Annotated in this window: 3 protein-coding genes; 2 read left to right on the plus strand and 1 reads right to left on the minus strand. The window is 72.1% G+C overall.

Annotated features, from left to right (window positions below; genetic code table 11):
• The coding region (locus ASG00_RS16355; protein ID WP_235559055.1) for an FAD-dependent oxidoreductase at nt 1–708 on the minus strand (708 nt) is incomplete at its 3' end.
• Nucleotides 709–917: 209 nt separating this feature from the next.
• Here ASG00_RS16355 and ASG00_RS01690 point away from each other — a divergent pair.
• Together ASG00_RS01690 and ASG00_RS01695 are read left to right on the plus strand one after the other, a co-directional pair.
• Nucleotides 918–1,673: a 3-oxoacid CoA-transferase subunit A gene (locus ASG00_RS01690; protein WP_056206383.1), complete on the plus strand. Its 756-nt coding sequence runs from the start codon at nt 918–920 to the stop codon at nt 1,671–1,673.
• Nucleotides 1,670–2,326 (plus strand): 3-oxoacid CoA-transferase subunit B, encoded by a 657-nt coding sequence (locus tag ASG00_RS01695; protein WP_056206385.1) that lies wholly within the window; start codon nt 1,670–1,672, stop codon nt 2,324–2,326. The genes ASG00_RS01690 and ASG00_RS01695 overlap by 4 nt, the downstream gene beginning before the upstream one ends.
• Nucleotides 2,327–2,407: the final 81 nt, after the last annotated feature.

Here is a 2,407-nt window from a genome sequence, read left to right on the forward strand (position 1 = left end):
GCGGATGTCGACCCCGGCGTCCTCGGCGGACTGCAGCAGACGGCCGACCAGCGCGGTGCCGTTGACGAGCTGCAGGCCGCGCCGGTGGGTCACGAGGTCGATCAGATGCAGGCCGACCCGCCAGAAGCAGTGCCAGATGCCGCGCAGGCTGCCGCGGGCCGCGGCGAGGAACGCGCCGAGGTCGGGACCGGCCATGATGCCCATCCCGAGGAAGGAGGTCTCGTACAGCTGCCCGCGCAGCAGGCGGCGGGTGCGCCGGCTGAGGCGGCGGGCGTTGAGGGGGCGGGGTGCCGCGGATCGGTTGCCGGTGCCGGCGTGCGGCAGGTCGCCGTAGATGTCGTTGATGCGGCTTCCGGGCACGAACTGCAGGGCGGTGCGCGTGTGGAAGAACTCGACCATCTCGGGCGCCCCGTCGAGGAACGCGGCGATCCGCTCCTCGTCGAAGTCGGCGCCGAGCGCGGCCCGCAGGTAGGCCGTGACGTCCTCGGCCGACTCGTCGACGCCGGCCTCGTGGGCGAGCAGCGTGCGCGGCGCCCAGAGCCAGCCGCCCGACCAGGCCGTGGCGCCGCCGCACACGTCGGCCGCCTCGAGCACGAGCACACGTGCGCCGTGGTGCGCCGCGGCGACGGCGGCGGCGAGCCCGCCCGCGCCGGCGCCGACGACCACCACGTCGTAGGCGAGATCGGTGTCGTCGTCGACTGCTGCCATGAGGTCCTCCATCGGCCCTGTCGGTGGGATCCTCGCGCGCACACTCTATGTAGACGGTGCACTTAATGGGGATCAATCCGTGTGGCGCAACGATATACACACGATCGCGGCATCTGCAATGCCGGTCTGGACGAACCTCGGATGCCGCGTTAGTCTGTTCGCAGAAAGAACATGCGTTCGCTCAACGAACATCACCCCGACGGAGCACCATGATCGACAAAGTCGTCGCCGACCCGGCGGCCGCCGTGCGCGGCATCCGCGACGGAGCCACCGTGATGATCGGCGGCTTCGGTCGTGCGGGTCAGCCGGTCGAGCTCATCGACGCCCTCATCGCGCAGGGTGCCGGCGACCTGACGATCGTCGCGAACAACGCCGGCAACGGCGACACCGGCCTCGCGGCGCTGCTCGCCGCACGCCGCGTGCGCCGTATCGTCTGCTCCTTCCCCCGCCAGAGCGACTCGTGGGTGTTCGACGGTCTCTACCGCGCCGGGGAGATCGAGCTCGAGCTCGTGCCGCAGGGCAATCTCGCCGAGCGCATCCGCGCCGCCGGCGCCGGCATCGGCGGCTTCTTCTCCCCGACCGGCGTGGGCACCGAGCTCGCCGCGGGCAAGGAGACCCGGGTCATCGACGGTCGCACCTACGTGCTCGAACAGCCGATCCGTGCCGACATCGCGCTCATCAGCGCGCTGCGCGGCGACCGCTGGGGCAACCTCGTCTTCCGCGAGACCGCGCGCAACTTCGGCCCCGTGATGGCGACCGCCGCCACCGTGACCGTCGCCCAGGTCGACGAGATCGTGCCGCTCGGCGCGATCGACCCCGAGTCCGTCGTCACGCCCGGCATCTTCGTCGACCGCGTCGTCGCGGTGGGCGAGCGCGCGTGGCTCGACGACGGCGTGTTCGTCGGCGGCGTCGACCTCGAAGGACGCGCCGCCGCGGCATCCGCCGGTGAGGGGAGAGCCCGATGACCACCCGCATCTCGCGCGCGGAGCTCGCGCGCCGCATCGCCGCCGACATCCCCGAGGGGTCGTACGTGAACCTCGGCATCGGCGCCCCGACCCTCGTCGCCAACTTCCTGCCCGACGACCAGGAGATCGTGCTGCACACCGAGAACGGCCTGCTCGGCATGGGCGGTGCGCCCGACGACGGCCTCGTCGACCCCGACCTCATCAACGCGGGCAAGCAGGCGGTCACCGCCCTCGCCGGAGCCGCCTACTTCCACCACGCCGACTCGTTCGCGATGATGCGCGGCGGCCACCTCGACGTGTGCGTGCTGGGTGCGTTCCAGGTCGCCGAGAACGGCGACCTGGCGAACTGGTCCACCGGGGAGCCGGGTGCGATCCCCGCGGTCGGCGGCGCGATGGACCTCGCCATCGGCGCGAAGGCCGTCTACGTCATGACCGACCTCCTCACCAAACAGGGCGAGTCCAAGCTCGTCGCCGCGTGCTCCTACCCGCTCACCGGCGTCGGTTGCGTCTCGCGGGTGTACACCGACCACGCCGTCTTCGACGTCACCCCCGACGGCTTCGCCGTGCGCGAGGCGTTCGGCGACACGACCGTCGACGACCTGCGCGCCCTCACCGGGCTCGCGCTCGCCGACGCCACCGCCGAGGAGCACTGATGCCCGCCGCTTTCGTCTACGACGCCGTCCGCACCCCCTTCGGCCGAGGTGGCGGCGCCCTGTCGGGCGTGCGCCCCGACG

Source organism: Microbacterium sp. Leaf351, from assembly GCF_001423825.1.
Lineage (GTDB): Bacteria > Actinomycetota > Actinomycetes > Actinomycetales > Microbacteriaceae > Microbacterium > Microbacterium ginsengisoli.

What these genes read in the sequence shown, in the direction of transcription:
- ASG00_RS01695 (WP_056206385.1), top strand. Translation starts at nt 1,670, where the DNA reads ATGACCACCCGCATCTCGCGCGCGGAGCTCGCGCGCCGCATCGCCGCC.
- ASG00_RS01690 (WP_056206383.1), top strand. Translation starts at nt 918, where the DNA reads ATGATCGACAAAGTCGTCGCCGACCCGGCGGCCGCCGTGCGCGGCATC.